Here is a 19,236-nt window from a genome sequence, read left to right as displayed (position 1 = left end):
ATGAATGTAACCTATGTACATTCCTCAGGCAACCCCCGATGCTAGTTACATGACCACCACTAACGAAGCTCCAGCCGCACGGCCTCTAACTCTGGACGATCTGCGTGCAGAAGGAACGACCGTAAGTGTTAGGCGCGCAGCCGAATACATCGGAGTAAGCCACGCGTACGCGTATCACATGGCGCGCGACGGATTGCTCCCCACAATCAAGCTGGGCACCCGTCGCATTCGCGTTCCCACTGCCTCATTGCTGCGCATGCTCGACCCGCAGGACTGCGGCATTGTCTAGTCGCGGCATGAGCACCGACGAGAGCCGTGCACCACGAGTCAGTGAAATAGCAACTATGCCAAGCGAATCGCGGCTAGATCAGCCGCCCTGATTGTTGTGCCCGCCGAGCACCACCCCGGCGGGCTACCAACGACTGTCATCTCCCAACCCACAACCACAGCGGGCCAGCAGCTTCCGAAACCCGACGAAAGGAGCCAACGATGACTGTGGCCCAGAATACCAAGACTGAGGACATTGAGAGCGACGACAATAACGGCACGGACCTGTTTGTCGCCGTTAGCGGTGCCGACACCACGAACGTGCCAGATGGCCTGGACGACGAAACGAGCGACCCGGCAATTGCCGTCCCCGGTCGGTTCGCCGCTGAGGAGCTGTGCCCCACACTGCCGCAACAGGTTCGCCGTGCCCTCGGTCGACTGACCTCCCATGTCGTTGTCGATGACTTGGCCGCCCTCGGGTTGATCAGCGGGGCGCAGCGACCGACTGAGGACGCGGTGAATTGCTGGAGTCAGAAGACCCTGCACAAGCCATATGACCGGTATGTCAAGGCCCTGTCCTTGGATGAGTTGCGTGGAATCGTCACCGGTTACGACCCCAACCGGCAGGTGGCGCTGGCGACATTGGTTAGTGTCGCCGAATCGGGCGCAGAGTACGCCGTACTAGCTGTCAAACGCCTTCGCGACCGAAACACCGTGGCCCGCGCCGACGGCGGTCGGCGCACCGCTCTGGCGCTCAGTGTCAAAGAGCTACTGTCCCTTGGTGCTGCCGACCATGAGGTTCGGGGGTTGGAGACCGCCAACGAGGGCCTGTGCGCCGCCTCGGTGAAGATCGTGGAGAGCTGGACCGAGGCCGACCGCCACGAATCTCGTAGACCGGCCATGCCCGGAGCGAGCATCACCCTGACCAAGGCGTCAAAGGTGGCCCGGCGGCATGCGGACTGGCTCTGGACAACTGAACAGCTGGACCCGTACGCCTGCGGTGTACGCGCAGCGATGATCCCGTTGCATGGCCTGACGACTATCGCCGGACGCGAGCAGGCCGCGAAATCCACTCTGTGCTGGTGGCTGTCGGCGCAGATCACACACGGCTTGCTGCCCGGCCACTACGCGGGCCAGCCGCGAGATGTGGTGATCCTGGCCAGCGAGGACTCCGAGACTAAGATTCGCCGCCGCCTAGAAGCCGCTGGCGCCGACCTTGACCGGGTGTACCTGCCATCCAAGACGACCCCGGACGGCCTGATCCTGCCGGTCTCGATCCGCGATGATCTGGACACGCTCACCGACTTGCTTACCGGCATCGAAGCGGGCGCAGTGATATTCGATCCGATCAAGGATTTCCTGGGTGGCGGCGTCAATACCGATCGCGAAGATGAAGTGCGGCCGGTGCTGACACCACTGCTCAAGCTGACCGAGGAGTGCGGTGCAGCAGCCATTGGATTGCACCACCTGAACAAGTCACTCAAAGGCGATTTTCTGACACGCCTCACCGGATCTGGCGCATTCAAAAATGTCTCGCGAGCGGTCATCGGCGTAGCCCACGACGCCACCACAGGTGCCCGCGTCGTGCAGCTGATGAAGTCCAACGACGGCGAGTTGGCGCGCAGCGCATTCCAGGCCCGTGTCGTAGGCGTGGACATCACCATCGACGGTCGCACAGAGAAGGTCGGCAAGTGGGTCATGGAGGGTGCGAGCCTGTCGGGCCTTGACTCGGTGCTCGCAGCCAAGGAGCAGGGTGCCCGTTCCGGGGGTGCCGGTGAACGTGCCAAGGACGCCCTACGTGCCTACCTGGGCACCGCTGGCGGCGAGAAGCCCTCCGATGAGGTCAAAGCGGCTGTGGCCGAACAGCTTGGCGTCTCGGAGGACACCATCAAGCGCGCCTTCCGCGAAATGGGCGGCAAGCATCGCCGCACCAAAGAGACGCCAGCGCACACACTGTGGTGGCTACCCGTAGATGAAGACGATCAAGAAGCTGATTGAGTGGCCTCGTGGGGGTATGCGCGCCGTTTTGCACTGAGTGGCTCCAGTACTGCCATCACTGCACGTCAGGTGGCCTTTCCTAGTCAGTGCAAGCCTTGCCCCCACTAACCCAGTCGGCGCAAGGCTTGCACTGACTGGGCGCACCGCTTCTGACCTGCTCAAATAAGATAGATAATTACGTATTCTCCTAGTCGGTGCAGGACGACGCGCACACCCCCGAGTGGACATCGGCGAGGCGGTGCGGTGGTGTCCTCTGCACACCCGGCCAGATGGCGGTGGAGAGCGGTGAGGACATGACGGCACCACAGCTCACCCGCCGACCGTTCGAGAGCTGTGGAGGCGGTGAAGATGTGGCTGTGCTCCCCGAAATACCAAGTCGCAGAACGGACAATGCCGCCGCGTGACAGTGTTGTAGATGCGCCCGAATGCGGTACGAATGCGGTATGGCCCCTCGCATGCCCACCTACGCCAGCCGTGAACGCGCTGCGGAAGCGTTCCAGCTGCGCGCTTCCCGATACTCCTGGCGCGAGATCGCAGACCGCTTGGGCTATCGCTCGATTGGTGCGGCGCAGACCGCCGTCAACCGGCATGTGACCCGGCTGCGGCGCGAAGCGACAGAAACGACCGTCGAGAGCCACAAGTTCGCCATCGAGACCCGCACCCGCGCAATGACTCAGCGATTCGCGGTGGCGTTCAAGGATTGTGACGATGACACGATGATCTCCCTCAACCGCGAGATCGTCCGCAACGAGGTCGAACTCGCCAAGCTCAGCGGGCTGTACGAACCAGAGGCCCTCAACGTCACCGTCACCGCGACCCCGACGGCCATCATCGCCGAGGCCCGTGACCGACTGCTAGCTGTGCTAGCTGAACGTGAACAACACCAGCCTGCTGCAATAAGTGGCGGCGTGATCGAGGGAGAAGTGATCGGATGACTACCACCACCGCCAGCGACGTTGTGACAGCGGCGATGAGCGTTGCCGATGACGCCGCCGAGAGGCGTCTCGACCCGGCGACTCTTGAACAGCAGCTAGTCACCGAACTTCGCGCGTTGTTCGTCGCCGTCGTCGGTGAAGACGATCCGCTCTGGCAGATTCAGACCGATGTCACGCGCGGTGTCCTGGCTGCGGGTGGCCTCGATGCCTCCGAACTCAGCGAGTGGGCAGCAGTTGCACACCGTCGTGAGAATCCCGACACGGAGCCCCTGAGTCCCGCTGTGCCGATCGGCGGTGCCGATACCCCGCCGGAAGCCAATTCGTCCGGCTCCGGCGAGCTGAGCCCCGAAAGCGATGCCCTGCCGGATGATCTCAAAGACGTACCGCGTGAGGTCATCGTCCGAGCCGAGGCGGCGGCGATGGCTGTCATCACCGAGTGGCGGGAGTCGCAGCGGTGAAGATGCTTGCAAGGCTGCGTGATCGGATGCCCGCCCCCGAACCCGAGCCCGAACCGGCACCTGACCCCACGCCGTCCGGTACCGGCTGCACGAAGTGCGTGCCAGCACCATTCGACCGAGGGCCAAAGTTCGGTGGTCATGTCGCTGGTAGGGGCTATGGCGTCCCCACAGACAACGGTCTCAGACTCGCCTAACCACTGCTCGTTGGCATCTTCTTGGCAACATGGACACCATTCTTCGCCAGTCGTGGGGGAGTGGTATCCGTTATTATCGCTGATCAGAAGATATTTCGTTAGCCATGTCTGACCCTGCGACCACTTGATAGACGATCTAGTGGTCGTTCGAGAGGTTGGTATAGCGCGCCCGCGACACGCCGAAGCGGCCGATGATTTTCGAGAGTGTCCGCTGTCGCCACTAGGCGGTGATCACAATGCCGCTGTGCTTTCAATGTCCCTCGTCGTTGGCAAATCCCTGTCGGACAATGCCGCGTTATTACCTTGTCCAACAACCGATTCGGCGTCGCCGCTTCTGTGCTTCTGCACTCACGCGCCGTACTCTTCGGGCATGAGCACAACAACTGCCGTTGCCGTTGATCCGGCTTCCCGATCGGACGCTTCCTGGCGTGCCCTGCTCGGAAATCTCAAACTGCGTGGAGCGCCGGACACCGACTCCCAGGTGATCGCATGTCATCAGGGACTTGCCTTTCACCGCGCTCGAAAGGTCCTTGAGCGCGAGGTCAATTCCCTGAGCGCGCCGGGTGTGGATCGCTTGGTTGCCACCCTGCGACAGGGAGCACATAAGGCCATCGATGCCGAGGTCGATTCACTGACCCCACCGGGCGTGGATCGCCCACACAATGCCCTGCGACAGGGGGCGCGGTGATCATGAAGCGTCGATACATGCGCGGCCTCCCACCGCCTGCGAGTCCGCTGGCACCATCGGGTGCCCCGGCTCCGGAAGCCTCTCCCGATCAGGGCGAGCTAACGATCCGTCGCCGGAAGCGGTTGCCGATCCATCTAACTGGCACATTCAGTCTGCCCGCTGAGATCGAAGCGGTCTGTGCCCGTGCGGCACAGGAGGTCTCCAGGTTGCGAGATCCACGTGCGGCCCGTCGCGGCGTGGAAGACGTGCTCGATGCGACGCATGAAGTCATGGACCGGGTGGTGCGTCTCTTGTCCGAGTCCAGGGCCACCGATCCGGGCGTCACTCGTCGGCTGGTTGCCGATCTGACGGTTCGGCCGCGCCTTCCCGAGATCACCGATGAGCAGATCGTTTCCGGGTCGTGGGTACATGCCCTCACCGCCTGGACCTCGACATATGGGGGGGATTTGGCTGCAGTGCTCGGTCGTGCACTGCCACCTGATCACAAGGGCCTCAAAGGCGGCCCGTCGGCCAGCGAACGTCTTGAGTGTGCCCTGCGCGCGCTCGATTTGGCGGTGCTGGCCCTCGAACGCCACATTCCCCGGATTGCCCAACGCCAGGCCCTTCCGTCGATGGCCGAGCACAACGCAGCGCAGCGTGCGCGCCAGGACGCCGAACGCGCCGAGCGCGCGTTGGCCAGGCTTGGGGTGGGGACGTGACACTCGGTGAACTGACCGTCCATACCGGCGCGCTGCCGGTGCAGTTCGAGGCACCGCCGGAAAACCCTTCCCCGCAAGGGCTGTGGGCTGCAACCAAGTGGCAGGAAGACGACGGCCCGTCGCGGTTCCTGATTAGCGGCGTGGACATCCGTGTACACAACTTCGGAGGCGACGATGCGTTCGGCGTCTGGGATGCCGGGTGGTGCGTCAGTCCCGATGACCTGACCGGCGATGACTTCAAAGATGGTGCGCGCCCGGTCAACCCGGCGACGTTCGACCCGATCACCGTGTGGTCGTACGACGAGTGCGACCTGACCGCCCCGAGCCGGGCAGAGGTCAAGGCGCGCGCACTCCAGAATCTGAAAATGCGCGAGCAGGTCGCCACCGAGCGCGAGCTGTCGGCGCGGCTGCTGGCCGATTCACCGAACCTGACCAATACCGCCAGTTTCGGGTGGGCCATCGGGCAGCTGGAGGCTGAACTCGCCAAGGATGGTGTCCTGGGCCTGATCCACCTCGGTGCGCAGTGGGCAGCGGTGGCGGCACAGTCACAGCTGATTCGCTGGAACGGTGCCAAGCTGACCAGCCCTCTCGGTCATCAGTATGTGTTCGGCGGCGGATATGTCGAGGGACTCGGCAATACGCTGGTGGCCACCAGCCAGACGTACGGCTGGCGCGACGCACCCAGACTGCTCGATGCGATCAAGACCGAGACCAACCGGTATGTCGCTATCGCTGAACGGTCGTTGGTCGTCGGCTATGAGTCGGCAGTGGCATCCATCGAGATCACCTCGTAGAGAACAGGAGACGACATGGCAACCGCAAGAGATGGGAACCCGACGCCTCAAGGCATCGAGGGGGCGGCGGTGACCCAGCCCCCGACCCCGCCACGCTCGCCGTACATCGCAGCGAGCAACCGAACCAATCCGGCGTCTCCTTGATAACGGTGACGCCGGGATCGGTGGCGGCTGGTTGCGGACCGGTCATCGATCTCGGCGTCACCATCGAGAGACCCTCACTCACAGAATGGAATCCGATATGACGACAACCGCGACACCGCGACTGGTCACCCGAGCTGACTTCTCAGCCAAGATGAAGCCCCAGGAGCTGGAGGTTTTCGACCTGGCCACTCACGAAAGCGCACATGCGATCCGGGGGTTGCTTTTGGGTGGTGAGATTGACCGGGCGGCGGTCTACTCCGGCCGAGTCACGCCCACCCATGGCACGACTCGGTTTCGCCGCGCCTTCGACCGAGACAGCATCCCGCCAGTTGCACACGCCGGTCCGTGGGCACAGGCTCGATGGTTGGCCGGTGGCCGTCCGAGCCCCGGTCAGGTCGGTGCGGTCCTGGCCGACGGCGGCTCGTGCGATCACGACCAGATGCTGCATGCCTACGCGGCCTCGGGTGGTTGGGCGGCGGTCGATCACGCGGCGGAAGACAGGCTGTTGGAGAGGTGCTGGCCAAGCGTTTTGAGCTTGGCGGCTCGGATGTTTCAGAAGGTCGAGATCGACCACCTGGACGTTTTGGCGGCACTTGGCCTGGACAGGGACACCTCCGCTTTCGGCCTTGCGAGCATCCGTTCTGGATCGGCCCCCGGCAGCTTCTCGATCAGCGGTGTTGAGCGCCTGACCCGCTTCTAACCCCCACCACCACCACCACCGTCATGTGGCCTGCCTCGGGGCCACACGGTGCCATCCAAAACCGTTCGATCCCAACGACACACCCGACACCCGAGGAGCACACCATGACCGTTCAGACCCCGATTCCGACCCAGACCGATATCGAGCAGGCCATCCTGGCGGTGCTGCCCGCCGACGGCACCCTCATGGCCTGGCGCGACATCCGTCCGCAGATCCCCGGAACTTTCTGGGCACAATCAGCGGCGCTGGACCGTCTGCACGAGTCATTCAAAGTCACCGTCGTCAGGGTTCGAGGCCGCAACTACGTTCGACGCGCATCCGGTTGGGATCTCGAAATCGCTGCAGCCCAGCGCGACCGGGCCGCCCAGCGGGGTTGGCCCCTCCCTCGGTGCCGCGACTTCTCGATGGCATGACCGCGATGACCACCGCAGTGCCCCCGATCAGCACGCTGACCGCCGCGAGATCCCTTGCGGCTGTGCGATCCCGCCGACGCCCGCGATCGCCGGCCGAACTGGCGACCCGGTTGATACCGGGTTATCGGATTACACCGACGATTCAGCTGATCAGCGACGAGCTGGCGGCGGCGGTGGAGCAGCAGGATGCGCGGGTGATCCTGACGTGTCCACCGCGCACCGGGAAATCAGTTCTGACCAGCCAAGTACTGCCGGTATGGGCGCTGATGCACAACCCCGACTCCGAGGTCATGATCAAGAGCTACGCCGATGATCTGGCCGAGGAACACTCGGCAGCGGCGCGACGGCTGATCTCCGAGAACACCGAGCTGGTCGGGATCTCACTGGCCGCCGACAAGAAAGCCGTCGGACGTTGGCGCGTCGAGGGTCATCGCGGCGGCATGCTTGCTGGTGGAATCCTGTCGGCAAGCACAGGCTTCGGCTCCGACGTGCTCGTAATAGACGATCCGATCAAGGGTGCACAGGAAGCCGATTCACCGGCGTACCGGCGTCGCTTGATCAACGAATTTCGTGGGTCGTTACTCACCCGGCTTATGCCCGGTGGCAGCTGCGTGGTGGTCCTCACCAGGTGGCATGAACTCGACTTAGCGGGCGAGCTGCTGGCCGAACCAGGCAGCCGGTGGCGTCATATCAACATTCCGGCCATCAGCACCGCCGGTATCAAGGATGCCCTGAACCGGGAACGCACCGGGGTGGCGATGGTTTCGGCTATTGGTCGCACCGCCGAGCAGTTCGCAGAGATCCGGCGCGGTGTCGGTGAACGTGTCTGGGCTGCGATGTATCTCGGTGTGCCGAGCACCCCCGAAGGCGGGCTGGTCAAAAGCGCTTGGTTGGACACCTGGCGTCTGCCGGTGGCCCCTGCGGGCGTGATCAAGACCGTCGTCGGCGTCGATCCCGCCGACTCGGGTCAGGGGGATGAGACGGGCATCGTCGCGGCCTCGTTGTCCGGCGACGGCACCACGGCACTGATTGCCGACGTGTCCGGCCGGATGACCTCCGATGAATGGGCCACCCGCGCGGTGCGTCTGGCCATCGACGTGGGTGCATCGGAGATCAGCGTGGAGGCCTTCGCAGCGGGGACAACTTATGTGCGTGTGGTCAAGGAGGCCCTGACCCGCGCCAAGCCCGACCGGCGCATCTCGGTGACGGCTTGGCCGCCCAAGGGATCTGGCCGGGGCAAGGGCGACGCGATGGCTCGCGCGGCGTCACTGCTGCAAGCCCTGGAGGTCGGAACATGCCGCCTAGCCGGACACCACCCCGAGTGGGAACAACAGGCCGTGGGATGGCAAGCCGGACAACACCAGCCCGACCGAGTGGCCGCCCTCGTCATCGCGCATGATGTCCTGATCCACGCCGCAGGCGGCGGCATGGTCTTTGGTGTGCCCCTCGGCAACCCAACGTCGCTGGCGTCCTACGTCAGCCGGAAGATCGGGTAACGCGATGGCCCGCATGAAGATCACCCGTCGTCGCCGCCCGCTGGTAGAGGCGCTGGTCGCCGAGTCCGGTGCCCGCCGACGGGCACAAGAGCGCGGTGAGGACCCCGACGAGTGCGCCGAGGCCTTGGCAGCTGCGGCACAAGCCAACCTCGCCTGGATGCTCCGGCAGCGGGTAACCGATGGCCCGAGCGACTACCCACCGGGGCTGTCCGATCCGCTTGATTGACTAACTCAGCTGGTGGTCGTTGCCCGTACCAGCCACTAAGCCTGTAGTGTGCTGTGCACCACTGGGGTGTTTGCCGAATCGGGGGCGGGGCGTGACTGATCAGATCAAGATCGACTTCGATGCCTTTTCGCGCCTATCACCGCAAGTCAAGACGGTCGTCCAGCAGCTGGTAACTGACCATGACAGTGCCGGTGTGCTGGCACGTGCCAACGTCAGCGCCGATGGACAGTCGCCGTCGTTCCTAGCCGCGCAGCGCATGACCACCGAGGCGCTGCCCAAGATCTTGGGTGTGATCGGTAATCGCATGACCGAGGTCTCCGACACCGCCGCCAAAGGGGTGCGGGTGCTGCAGGTGCTCGATGAGCAGGGCCTGCAATCCGTAGCGACCTCGACGCCCACCCTGTTGCGGCCACCGCCCTCTAAGGCCTAGCCCGGCGATGACGCCGACCCGCAAGCAAATCGAGGCCGCCAAGCCAGAGGCCACGATCGAGATGGCGCGGCACTGGATCTGGACCGCCGCCCAGATGGAAACCGCCGCCGACGACTACGTGGGGTATCTGACCAAGCCGGGCGGGCAGAGCTGGGACGGCCAGATCGCCGAGGGCACACAGCATCGGGGCGGCGAGGACCGGCGGGCCATTATCAACATGGCCGACGACATCACCAAGACGGCCAATGCGGCGATCAACACGCTGGCTGAATCGGTGATGCCCGCCCTGAAAAACGTGCGCCAGCTCATCGAAAACTGCGAGAAGCTCGGCGGATTCACCGTCCACGACGACCTGTCGGTCACCTACGAGCCACCGGCGGGTACCAGTGAGGAACGCGCCCAACAGTGCCGCGATGCCTGTTCCCGATTCTCTGAGCAGATCAAGGACGCGGCCAACGCATGGTGGGCCGCCGACCAACATGCCGGTGAACTCATCGACCGCGCGGTCGCTGCCCTGCCCGCCAACTTCAACCCGCTGGCTGGAGGCGGTGCACTCGTAGGCGGTCTGACCCACGAACTCGGTTGGCTCAACAGAACGTTGACGCCCAAAGAGAGCCAAGAGGCCGCATTCCGACACGTATTCGGTCGCGCCCCAGCGACTCCCGCTGACTGGCAGACCGCCGCGATGCTCAACCCCCACAACTACGACCCGAAGTACAAGGGAGTCGACTCAGACATCCGGGTTGCGAAAATTGAGCCACACCCCGGCAAGGGACAGGTGCAGATCAACGCCTTCATCCCGGGCGAGAAAGTCTGGAACTTCGGGAAGGACTACGGAGACAACCGCGGATTCGACAAGAACGCCTCTCCAGAGCATTCACGGGTGAGCTTGCTGGTCGACTACGAAAACGGTGTAGTGATCCACCGCCAAAACCCATCGGTCACCGATAGCGGGAAGGTCGCGCCGGGGGTTCCCAACGTGTACGTCAACGAATTGAAGGACGGCACAATCAATCTCAGATACAACTCGGCTGACGGATTCATGCCTGGCGGGCTGCCTGTTGCCGAGGTCTCGCTGCACGAAGTGCGAGGGAACGTGGTGATCCAGCCTGGAGGAGCGGAATTCAACGTGGGAGGAACAATCTCCGGATTCCCCGCAACCGAGATCTACCACGGACAGACCTCACTGGCCCAGTACATGCCAAGCCTTGGCTACAACGAGCTAGGGCCAGCCAGACAGCTCCCATCGACCGCCTACATCGGCGATCAGTCGCTTCTTGCGCCATTCCAGGCTGGGACTGTCGCGCCCGGACACGGAATGGTGGTTCCTCCGCCGTCACCAGGCACTAAGCTAGGTCCCTTGACCGACATACCAACAGCCCCGGTGCAATAGCCATGGACAGCCAGATACGCGTTTCGTTCATCGCGGCGATACTGTCCGCAGTCATGTTCGGGGTGCTCGCCGGACTCCCCCCAAGTTCGCCGCTATACGTCAGTGGGACGAGCTTTTACGTCGTGATGGCCGCATTCTGCGTGATCTTCCCTGCCATCGGGTACGCAGTACTCCGGTTCAAACCCGACGCTCGCGACTGGGCGTGGGGCGTCGGATTGTCGCCATTCCCCGGCACCCTGGCCTTCCTCCTTGGCGCTCTATGGATGGGTATTTCATGACTAAGTACATGACCATCGCGGGGATGTTCGCAGGGGCAGCACTGCTGTCGTTCTCGGTCTACTTCTACTTTCTGACACCGGTTGTTGTATTACTCATCGCCGGTGTAGTCGCTATCTCACCGAAGACCAGGCCATTTGCGTGGGGCCTGTACGCGGCCGCGATCGCGGCGTTCGCCTTCTTCCTGGTCCTGGCGATGACGCAGGGAACCGCACCACCGGGGACTACGACCTACGGTCCTTAGTGCCGCTGCTTTACGGTAGGTCGGCGACTGGAGTCGAATGTCTGTTCGCCAAGTTGCCGTCAAGTTGCCAAGACGAGCACATACGGCGGTGTGCAGGGGACTACGCAGTTGACACCGGCGGTGCACCTAGCTGCACGTATGCGACAGGCTCGAACAATCGTGCACTGTTTCCGGTTCCTTTACACACCAGCGGTCGGGGGTTCGAAACCCTCCGCGCCCACCGAAAAGTGCTGGTAGAAGGGTTTTTTCCTTGGTGGCTGCCTGTGGTTGACCCATCGTTGACCCATTTCTTTCTGTCCGCGGTCTCTATGGAGTCCGTGTAGTCACTCTGGTACCAGGGACTGTTGTACAGGTGAGATTCGGTCCTCACGGTCCGGAGCGCGACCTTCCTGTGTGCTGGTTTTGCTGTTCTTGCTTCTGGAGCAAACTATTTGATCTGCTGTCTGGTTCTGGTGGCAGGTGTTTCATTGCCTGCCTGCGACCGTGTGCGCCAAGCGCTTTTCAGCGGACACGCCAGTCCGTCTGAGGTGGTGGCGACGTCTGACTACCTCCGATAGAGACCATCGGTTGGTTGGTGTGGCGTCGTGCGGGGCAAGACTTACGGCAGTCCCATCGCGTCAGGATGAGGGTTGATTGCTAGTACGGCCCCATCCCAGCAATCCAACAAGTACCAGCCAGCAGGCCACCGCACTGAACGCGAGCACCTTCTCTAATTCCAGGCTGGTATCGAGCAACTCGGGACTCCATCCGAGGATATTGATCAGAACGGATTCCTCGCGGCTTTGATCATCCACATCGACGATCACAACACCGAGTATCAGCATGATCAGCCAAAACGTCGCTTGGGCGATTGCCTGGGCGGAGGAAAGTCGCACCGGTCTTCGGGGCTGCGAGAACGCAAGGGCTGTCGAGGCAATCAACGCTACGACGAGAACTGGGACGATGAACACCAGCATGAGTAGCGCGATCCAGCCCAGCGTTGCGCCGAACACGCCACGGCCCACCCACACCCACAGCGCCGCCATTACATTGAACGGGATCATCAAATCGAACACTGCCCGGCGGAATTTGATCATCTAGCAAACATTAACATCGGGGCAAGCCGCCAAGAGGGTCGCCTGCGCCAGCCACCTACCACCGGTATTGATGACCAACTGGTTCCTGGGGTGGAATTGCGGTAAAGGGCTGCGAAGCAACGTTTCTCGAAGCATGCGGAATTGAGCGGGACGCTGACCGGACGGATTGCCACCAACCGGCCCTGGGACGTCGAGGACTAGGCGTTGCGGGCATTGATGCGATCAACCTGCTTCTGGGCAAGGTCCTGCCACAGCGCAAGGTCAGCGGGCTCGTCTCCCGTGGGCTCCAATTCCAGGTAGCCGAGAATGCCGCCGGTGACGTACACAACTCCGGGAGTGGGCAGCTGTCCATCCTTCTTTATGGTGAAGATCTGGGCGACCTGTGCTTCGACTCCACGCAGCCTCATAGGGCTGGGGCGGGCGCCATACTCACCCGGCCGAAGGCCCGTGTCCGGACAGCTCGCCAGGATCGGGCCCAAACTTGCGATGGCGGCGCGGCCCACCTGTGGATCATCGAGGCTAACCAGCACCGAATACGCGGTCGTACGCCGCGATCCGTCCGCAGCGATGCGACTGATGTCGCCCCGGTAGGCGACAGCATCCGTGGGCATCTTCGACACGGAATCGGCGATGGCGGCGCGGCATGCGGGATTCAACTCGTACTTGCCCAGCCCGCCGCCCAACTTGCTACCCGTTTCGTACACGTCGACGCTGTAGCCTGGCAGCCCATTCAGGACCAGGCTCGCTGTTGCCGTCGCGGCACTGGCCGATGGTAAGTGCCCAACGGTCACCAGTACCCCCGCCGCAACCATGCTGACAGTGGTTTGCCCAAGATTCCGCATAAGCCGCCTCCCCCTAGTCTATTTCCTGCCGAAACCACTCGATGATAACTGACAGCCGTTCTCAGTAGACGTCAGCGGATATTTCTGGCACATTGAAGAAAATTTGCCATGTTTCCATGGCGGGGTGAAATCCGGCGGTGGCTGCCACACGATCGCTACTTTGAGGAGCTGTGTTGTCATCTCGTTTGCCACAGAAGTAGGCCGGTGCGGCTGGTGCGACCACCCGCTGTGGATATCTATCAGAAGACGCAGGAGTTGCCCAGACGGTTCGATGATCAAACTTCGGCTTGAGCGTGGCGCTAATCCGAACGCGAGCGAGTCAGGCAGCCAGCCAGATTCCAGCCAGGAAGTAGCCTTCGGCGTCGTGCCTGTAACCGCCGTCGATAAGGCCGCTCAGTACGCCGAAATAGCCGCCGACAGAAGAGGTAGCTGATTAAGAAGGTTGTCACAGCGGTCTTGTTGCTCGTGGGGGTTACCGCGGGTATCTACTTGACCGGCATCGGAATCGTATTGCAGGGCTGGGACGAAGCCATGCGCAGGTTCGAGCAGCAGCCCACTGCGCCGTCATACCTGTGGTGGGGACTAAGTGCCGTCGGGCTGGCTCTGATAGCGGCATGCGTATGGGGCGGCATCCGAACGCTGCGCCGCCGGCACAGCGATGCCGATGTTCGGTGCGTGCACGAGCCCTGCGAGTAGTTGCGCGCGGGCCTCAAGTAGTGGGGGATAGAGCCACCAAAAAACTGCGATGCCCGTGAAGACGGCAACATTGCAGACTGTGGAGAAGCTGACCGTTGCTCCGAAAGCTGAGATGCTCAGCTGGATAAGAACATTGACAGCCATGAATCCGATGAGAGACTTACGCACCGCGGGCGATATGACGCGAGCTGACGTTCAACTGTGTTCTGGGCAAGCGTGCTGCCGATCATCCGGGTGATGGAAGCGCTATCCCGGGCGACGCCCTATGTGGGCAGCGTGACAGACGGCCCGGTAGGCGCATGAGGTCTCCCGTAGATGGCTTGCGAAGGGCCGGGCAGATCGGACCCCGCAGCTGCTTGAGTCAACGAGCACCTGTTGTCCCCGTAGGCGGCGGGTGCGTTGGGTCTGCTGTCGTTGGGTATCTCGTCGGGCTTACCTGCCACCACGAAGTACTCCGTACCAATGTCGTACCCACGCCCGCAGGATGGCCCGAAGTTCTCGACCTTGACTGTTGTCACTGCACCGACATCACCCTTGTAAACCTCGCGGACTGAGAACTCGTAGATGGTGCGACCGGTGTCGGGGTTGCCAACCCCGAGAGTGTCGGTAGGTGTCCCGACGAAGATTGCTTGCGCGTGCCCGAGCCATTCCTTGACCGAGGACGCGTCCTTGCGGACAGCGACGCATGAGCAAGCACACGCTACGCCCGGCGCTACAACAGCAGATGCGGTAATACCCCCGGCTGCAAGTGTGAATACGGTCGCGACGGATCCCATCCAGCGAATCATGAGCAAAAGTATGCATGGAACAGTCCGCAGATGTAACCGCACACAGATTTCAGGACAAAAGTGTGTGCTGTCGGCGTGGCGTTTCCAGGGCTGCCAGTGCGAGCCCTTGCCGGGAGCTCGGTCTCGGGTTCCGTGAACGCACCATTGATCCGCGCGAGGACGCTGAGAGCGGCGCGACGATCGGTGAGCCCGCGGTTCTGACGATCTAGTCCTGCAACCAGGCCGCGAGGCGGCTTGGGTCTGTCTCGCATACCGGGGAATGGCTCGCGCTGGTCTCCGTCGGCGTCCAGACCGCCGACGGAGACTCCAAGCTCACCCTCCAGTTGTGGCTGCAGCGCCACATGTTCAGGGCTATCTGATAGATGTCGATGTGGTCAGTGGAAGACGTTCTTGCAGGTATCGAGGACGGGCCGTGTTTCGTCGTACATTTGGTTGATGATTTTGTTGTAGCTGACTTGCCGTTCCGCTGTTTGTACTTCATTGGCGCCGGGGTCATTTCGGGTATCGCGTACGACAGTGAGTGCCTGCTTGGATAGGTCGGCCACATGGCGCATGGGCGCTCCGATATCACCTGCCGATATCGGAGTCGCGTATCGGTTGATCTCGTCGGACCAGTCTTGGTAGGCGGAGAGGCTGGGTCCGTTGGGCAGGATCGTTGGCCCCTCGACCATCTCTTTATGCTGAGTGAAGTAGTAGAGACCGTGGACAGCATTACTGCAGTCTCGCTTGAGGGTTCGATTCGGTAGGTCGGCGAAGTAGGTAATCGCACCGGCAAAGCTGGCGGTCGCCAGTGCTACTGCTATCGCGATCAGCACCTGCCGGCGCGGTGGCATCAGCGCCGGGTAGTCGACTTCAGAGAGGGGCGGAGCGGCTCCGGCAGCGCTTGCAGCGGAGTGCAAGAGATCGAGACGGTTCTGCATGCGGTGTCTGGCGTATTCGCTCCACAGCACTGAAGCTGCGAGCAGCAACGCGAATACGGCATAGGCCAGTGCGTGCTGTTGCTTTCCCTCGATGAAATCGCCGATTGCGAAGGCACTGAACAAGATCGGTGACATCCGCTGAAACCACTTGGCCCAGGCCGGTGCTCGGCGCTGGGCGCGGAGGGCAATGGTGCCCAGTTGAACGGCCGCAGACAGCACCGCGGGATCACGCGGAGTGTCGCCGCGCCAGATAGCCGTGGCGGATTGTCGCCGCTGGGCCCCGGTTGAGTCCCGCAAGCGCTGCAGCGAACGAACGTCGAACCGGCCGCTGGATCAGTACAAACGTGGTCGCCAACCCCACGCTGAACGCAGTCACTTTAACGACGAAGAACCGCCATCCTGGGGTGTCGCTGTCTGACTGCATCAGCAGCCACATCGGCCCCGAGGCGGTCGTTGGCTGCAATCCCGGTGCAGCAAAGACGGGCGATCGGGTAGTGGATACCGGGAGTTTCCCCTGCTCGCGCCCGTACCAACATTCAGTGAGGTGCGCGATGAAGATCCTGCCTGCAACATGTGTTGCCGGGGTGCTGCTGGCTGGTTGCTCCGTGCCCGCTCCACCGGAGAGTTCATCGAGTACCCCAGCAAAGTCCTCTAACGTGCAGCCCAAGGCCACTGCGGCTACACCGCCTCTGGTGGTCATGCCTGGTTTGACGGGGATGCAGTGGACAGATGTCGTGCCCGTTTGTTTCGATCTTGGCTTGGTCAATTTTCTGCCCAAGGAGGTCGCGGTCGGCGATCTCGACAAGGTCGGGCGAGTCATTTCTCAAGATCCTCCCGCAGGAGCCCATGTCAGGCCAGGCTCCCTCGTTACCCTCACTTTCGGGACCAATGCCGCGCCTGAACATAGTGGCGTCGAGAAGCGCTGATGCCTAGAGCGCCGCGTCCGTGCCCAGTGTCTGGATGTCCCAACCTGATTCGCTTCACCCGTTACTGCCCTGATCACACGCAGGCATGGAGCGGACCACGCACGGCCTCTAGTGACGTCACGCGTCAGCGTCGATGGCGAGAGCTAGTCCCGAAGATCCTGGACCGAGACCGCTATCGCTGCCGTATCCAGTACGAGGGCATCTCTACCGGGCGAGCCACTGTGGTGGACAAGGAGCAGCCCGTATCGCGCCGGCCAGATCTCGCGTTCGATCCGAAGAACCTGCGCGCTGCGTGTCAGCCGTGTAACGACCACAAGGCCAGAACTGAGGACCGATGATGACTTGCCCAGCAGGCTTAGATGGTGTGGCTGCCGTTGGGGGACAGGACAAATCCCTCGCGCCAGCTCTCACCGTCTCTGGTGCTTTCGATTACACAGATGGTGTCTAGGGCTCGCACGCCACAGGTGACATTGGAGCCAGGGCCTTCTGCCACCAGCTTCGACCCTGACGGCAACACGTGGTAGGCGCTCGGGTCCACAAGGTCAGAGCCTTGACGGGGTTCGTAGCTGTAGACGTGGCGGGTCTCGAATCCGCTGATTTCGGCCAGTTTCTGCACGCCTGACAACGGCTCGGAGTTGTCACCGCTCGATCTGTGCGCAATCGCGAACGCGTAGTTCTCGCCTGAATCGACACCTGGCAGTGAGCCCCAGCATTTTGCTTCTGGTGGTCCTGACCAGCGCATGTACGTCATGATTCGGCAATGAAACCCGCCAGGGGCGATGAACAGCCAGCCACCCGCACCGTAGGTCGAGTAGGTGTGAAACGTCTTGTCATCCACCTGACTCAAACCGTCGAGGCCTGGGTCGCTGTGAGCAACAGGGCTGAATGCAATGCCTAGACACAAAGCCATCACGCCGCCAGCCCACCGGCCAATTCTCCGCATAGCGACATTCTAGTTAGCTGATGCGGTCTGTTTCCTAGTCTGAAACCTGAATGTGTTCGCCTGAGGCTTGATGAGAGCGATGCCGACAGCCATGCTGACCGCATGGCGCAGGGCATCGTGATGTTCTTCAAGCCCGAGAAGGGCTGGGGTGCGATCACATCGCCTGAGCTGCCTGACGGATTGGATGCGTTCGCGCACTACATAGTGATCGAGGGCGAGGGCTTTCGGATGCTCAGCGAAGGGGAGCGCGTCGAGTTCGACTACGAGCAGAGACGACAGGACAGCTTCCAGTACGCCGCAACACGCGTGCGTCAGCTCTGACGGCCGTCGAACCGATGGACGGTTGCGAACCAGCGCGCGTACATCCTCGTAAGGAAGGCGGTGGTGATTGGATACCCCGAATCCTCGGCGAGCACGCTATCGATTCCGCACTTCGGGCATAGGGCCGAGTCGTCATAGTCAGTCCACTCCGTGATCGCGCTTGGTGAGTAGACCGCCAGACAGTAGAAGCAGCCGCAAACGTAGCAACCCCCGCATGCGGTCGCTTGGCAGACGGTGATCGACACACCTGGGGCACTGCCCCTCCCGCCCGGGTACCCGGTCGCCCCTCCTGCCACCGGAACTGTGCGACGAGGTGTAACGCCTACATGCGGCTTCAGAGACCGCCACGTCTAGCCCGCCAGTCTGATGCCTTGTCTTTGAGCCATGCTCCAGCCAATACCCAGGCTCCCGCTCCTAGAGCCGTAGCTGCGATGGCTATGCCCCGGGTGTAGACGATCTGGGAATCACGGTCGTAACCATCGGTAGGAACATTGCTCTCAGATCCCGGGAGTAGCCGCTGGTGGGACCTCCCATAGTGCTGGCATCGATCCCATTGGGTCATCAGTTCGCCATTGCAGGTCGCCGGGTGCAGAAACATGAAGACGCCGACGAAGACAAACGTCATGCATATTGGTACCGCCACGAATGCCTTCCAGCTACCGGCTCGCGCCTTTCGCTGCGGTTGCCCATGACGACGGCGGTCCCAATCGTGCTTACCCACTTCGCGGGCCCGTCGGCCGCAGCGGCTGGGTTATGGGTGAGCCGTCGTTGTGGCCGTCGACGAACTTCTGCCGCTCGACGGCTTGGATGAGTAGTTGAGCGCGAGCGTCCAAGCGGATCGGGCTGATCCAGGTGTACACCCCCATCGCAGCGAAGAAGGCGACCATCACTAGATCACGAACTCTGAGCTGTCCGTCGAGATTGGCCAGGATCAGCAACGCGGCATAGACAGCCATCCATTTGGTCGGCGTGCTGCCAAGATTGGGTTGGGCCAGCGCGGCCGCGGCGCGCAGCACGGCCGGATCGGTGGGGATCGGGCCAAATAGAGGTGCATTGAACGCTTCGGCTTGACGCTCTGGTTCCACCGCGCTAAGAGTCTCGCGAACGAAAGTCGCCCGCTTGCGGCCAGCCAGCGCGAACCACAGTCCCAGCACGGCCGAAACGGAGCCGCTCGCAGCGACTTTGGTGGTGGACTGCTCGCCATCCCAGAACGCCACTGCCAGCACTCCAAGTGTCAGCAGCGAGTACAACACCACGTGCACCCACCATGGAGCAATCTCTAACCGGAGCCCCACGACGTGAGTATAGGCATACAGCAAAGTATCGGGTGCGTGGAGCTAGTGACGCGAACTGTTGATCTTGCGTTAGCC

At 62.3% G+C, this 19,236-nt stretch carries 24 protein-coding genes and 1 pseudogene; 18 read left to right on the top strand and 7 right to left on the bottom strand.

Going from position 1 to position 19,236, the window contains the following annotated elements; all coding sequences use genetic code 11:
* Window positions 1–13: 13 nt before the first annotated feature.
* From B4400_RS24070 to B4400_RS24000, 15 genes are all read left to right on the top strand, one after another.
* Window positions 14–289, top strand: coding sequence for a helix-turn-helix domain-containing protein (locus B4400_RS24070; RefSeq protein ID WP_353615270.1), 276 nt, complete (start codon window positions 14–16; stop codon window positions 287–289).
* A gap of 200 nt (window positions 290–489) precedes the next feature.
* Window positions 490–2,265 carry an AAA family ATPase gene (locus B4400_RS24065; RefSeq protein WP_078313160.1) on the top strand — a complete coding sequence of 592 codons (1,776 nt, stop codon included), beginning with the start codon at window positions 490–492 and terminating at the stop codon, window positions 2,263–2,265.
* 443 nt (window positions 2,266–2,708) lie between these two features.
* Window positions 2,709–3,200 carry a hypothetical protein gene (locus B4400_RS24060; protein WP_139361558.1) on the top strand — a complete coding sequence of 164 codons (492 nt, stop codon included), beginning with the start codon at window positions 2,709–2,711 and terminating at the stop codon, window positions 3,198–3,200.
* Window positions 3,197–3,658 carry a hypothetical protein gene (locus B4400_RS24055; protein ID WP_078313158.1) on the top strand — a complete coding sequence of 154 codons (462 nt, stop codon included), beginning with the start codon at window positions 3,197–3,199 and terminating at the stop codon, window positions 3,656–3,658. Before B4400_RS24060 ends, B4400_RS24055 begins: the two co-directional genes overlap by 4 nt.
* A gap of 564 nt (window positions 3,659–4,222) precedes the next feature.
* Window positions 4,223–4,540 (top strand): hypothetical protein, encoded by a 318-nt coding sequence (locus B4400_RS24050; RefSeq protein ID WP_078313157.1) that lies wholly within the window; start codon window positions 4,223–4,225, stop codon window positions 4,538–4,540.
* A gap of 206 nt (window positions 4,541–4,746) precedes the next feature.
* Window positions 4,747–5,238, top strand: coding sequence for a hypothetical protein (locus B4400_RS24045; protein WP_139361557.1), 492 nt, complete (start codon window positions 4,747–4,749; stop codon window positions 5,236–5,238).
* Window positions 5,235–6,032, top strand: a complete 798-nt coding sequence (locus B4400_RS24040) for a hypothetical protein (RefSeq protein ID WP_078313155.1) — start codon at window positions 5,235–5,237, stop codon at window positions 6,030–6,032. Before B4400_RS24045 ends, B4400_RS24040 begins: the two co-directional genes overlap by 4 nt.
* 241 nt (window positions 6,033–6,273) lie before the next feature.
* Window positions 6,274–6,876: a hypothetical protein gene (locus B4400_RS24035; RefSeq protein ID WP_139361556.1), complete on the top strand. Its 603-nt coding sequence runs from the start codon at window positions 6,274–6,276 to the stop codon at window positions 6,874–6,876.
* Window positions 6,877–6,980: 104 nt separating this feature from the next.
* A complete protein-coding gene (locus B4400_RS24030) occupies window positions 6,981–7,289 on the top strand; it encodes a hypothetical protein (protein ID WP_078313153.1) in 309 nt (102 codons plus the stop codon).
* Between the two features lie 5 nt (window positions 7,290–7,294).
* Window positions 7,295–8,785 carry a terminase large subunit domain-containing protein gene (locus B4400_RS24025; protein WP_502688431.1) on the top strand — a complete coding sequence of 497 codons (1,491 nt, stop codon included), beginning with the start codon at window positions 7,295–7,297 and terminating at the stop codon, window positions 8,783–8,785.
* 13 nt (window positions 8,786–8,798) lie between these two features.
* Window positions 8,799–9,011 carry a hypothetical protein gene (locus tag B4400_RS24020; protein WP_139361555.1) on the top strand — a complete coding sequence of 71 codons (213 nt, stop codon included), beginning with the start codon at window positions 8,799–8,801 and terminating at the stop codon, window positions 9,009–9,011.
* A gap of 91 nt (window positions 9,012–9,102) precedes the next feature.
* Window positions 9,103–9,441, top strand: a complete 339-nt coding sequence (locus B4400_RS24015; protein ID WP_078313150.1) for a hypothetical protein — start codon at window positions 9,103–9,105, stop codon at window positions 9,439–9,441.
* Window positions 9,442–9,448: 7 nt separating this feature from the next.
* Window positions 9,449–10,834, top strand: a complete 1,386-nt coding sequence (locus tag B4400_RS24010) for a hypothetical protein (protein ID WP_078313149.1) — start codon at window positions 9,449–9,451, stop codon at window positions 10,832–10,834.
* 2 nt (window positions 10,835–10,836) lie between these two features.
* On the top strand, window positions 10,837–11,112 hold the full coding sequence (locus tag B4400_RS24005) for a hypothetical protein (protein WP_078313148.1): 276 nt from the start codon (window positions 10,837–10,839) through the stop codon (window positions 11,110–11,112).
* Window positions 11,109–11,354 carry a hypothetical protein gene (locus B4400_RS24000; RefSeq protein ID WP_078313147.1) on the top strand — a complete coding sequence of 82 codons (246 nt, stop codon included), beginning with the start codon at window positions 11,109–11,111 and terminating at the stop codon, window positions 11,352–11,354. The genes B4400_RS24005 and B4400_RS24000 overlap by 4 nt, the downstream gene beginning before the upstream one ends.
* 617 nt (window positions 11,355–11,971) lie before the next feature.
* On the opposite strand, the gene B4400_RS23995 is transcribed toward B4400_RS24000, so the two are convergent.
* The 5 genes and pseudogenes from B4400_RS23995 to B4400_RS23975 form a co-directional block, all read right to left on the bottom strand.
* Entirely contained in the window at window positions 11,972–12,430 is a 459-nt protein-coding gene (locus B4400_RS23995; protein WP_078313146.1) for a hypothetical protein, read from the bottom strand.
* 197 nt (window positions 12,431–12,627) lie between these two features.
* Entirely contained in the window at window positions 12,628–13,272 is a 645-nt protein-coding gene (locus tag B4400_RS23990; protein WP_078313145.1) for a hypothetical protein, read from the bottom strand.
* A gap of 582 nt (window positions 13,273–13,854) precedes the next feature.
* Window positions 13,855–14,112, bottom strand: a complete 258-nt coding sequence (locus tag B4400_RS24535) for a hypothetical protein (protein ID WP_139361554.1) — start codon at window positions 14,110–14,112, stop codon at window positions 13,855–13,857.
* Window positions 14,113–14,231: 119 nt separating this feature from the next.
* Window positions 14,232–14,756: a hypothetical protein gene (locus tag B4400_RS23980; RefSeq protein ID WP_078313143.1), complete on the bottom strand. Its 525-nt coding sequence runs from the start codon at window positions 14,754–14,756 to the stop codon at window positions 14,232–14,234.
* Between the two features lie 374 nt (window positions 14,757–15,130).
* A pseudogene (locus B4400_RS23975) lies at window positions 15,131–16,139 on the bottom strand (hypothetical protein).
* Window positions 16,140–16,227: 88 nt separating this feature from the next.
* Here B4400_RS23975 and B4400_RS25100 point away from each other — a divergent pair.
* Together B4400_RS25100 and B4400_RS25185 are read left to right on the top strand one after the other, a co-directional pair.
* Window positions 16,228–16,602, top strand: coding sequence for a PASTA domain-containing protein (locus B4400_RS25100; RefSeq protein ID WP_353615269.1), 375 nt, complete (start codon window positions 16,228–16,230; stop codon window positions 16,600–16,602).
* On the top strand, window positions 16,602–16,940 hold the full coding sequence (locus B4400_RS25185; RefSeq protein ID WP_078313142.1) for a DUF8602 domain-containing protein: 339 nt from the start codon (window positions 16,602–16,604) through the stop codon (window positions 16,938–16,940). The genes B4400_RS25100 and B4400_RS25185 overlap by 1 nt, the downstream gene beginning before the upstream one ends.
* Window positions 16,941–16,957: 17 nt before the next feature.
* Here the strand turns inward: B4400_RS25185 and B4400_RS23960 are convergent, their stop codons facing one another.
* Entirely contained in the window at window positions 16,958–17,545 is a 588-nt protein-coding gene (locus B4400_RS23960; protein ID WP_078313141.1) for a hypothetical protein, read from the bottom strand.
* 102 nt (window positions 17,546–17,647) lie between these two features.
* Between B4400_RS23960 and B4400_RS23955 the strand changes: the two genes are divergently transcribed.
* The gene (locus B4400_RS23955; protein ID WP_078313140.1) at window positions 17,648–17,866 is read left to right on the top strand and encodes a cold-shock protein; all 219 of its coding nucleotides are present in this window, start codon (window positions 17,648–17,650) and stop codon (window positions 17,864–17,866) included.
* Window positions 17,867–18,579: 713 nt separating this feature from the next.
* Here the strand turns inward: B4400_RS23955 and B4400_RS23945 are convergent.
* Complete coding sequence (locus tag B4400_RS23945; RefSeq protein WP_286151422.1) at window positions 18,580–19,161, bottom strand: hypothetical protein; 582 nt, start codon at window positions 19,159–19,161, stop codon at window positions 18,580–18,582.
* Between the last annotated feature and the right edge of the window lie 75 nt (window positions 19,162–19,236).

Source organism: Mycobacterium sp. D16Q13, assembly GCF_002013375.1.
GTDB lineage: Bacteria > Actinomycetota > Actinomycetes > Mycobacteriales > Mycobacteriaceae > Mycobacterium.
This window is presented reverse-complemented; position numbering and strand designations above follow the sequence as displayed.